A 292-nucleotide genomic window follows, 5' to 3' on the forward strand; every position below is an offset into this window, starting at 1 on the left:
GGTGGCGGGGTGTGACCGTGGTTTTCTCGATAGCGATAATTAATTATTGATCTTTGTGGTCAAGTTTTTAAGGGCACACGGTGGATGCCTTGGCATCAGGAGCCGAAGAAGGACGTAGGAATCTGCGATAAGCCTGGGGGAGTTGATAACCGAACTTTGATCCCAGGATGTCCGAATGGGGAAACCCCGCCCGGCGCGCGAGTGACCGGGTGACCCGCATCTGAACACATAGGGTGCGTGGAGGGAACGTGGGGAAGTGAAACATCTCAGTACCCACAGGAAGAGAAAACAA

General features: G+C 53.4%; 1 rRNA gene. It reads left to right on the top strand.

Annotated features, from left to right (window positions below):
* Nucleotides 1-57 precede the first annotated feature (57 nt).
* Nucleotides 58-292: ribosomal RNA gene (locus AC5RVB_RS16355) — 23S ribosomal RNA — on the top strand; the annotation flags it as partial.

It is taken from the genome of Arthrobacter sp. Y3225209, assembly GCF_059090685.1.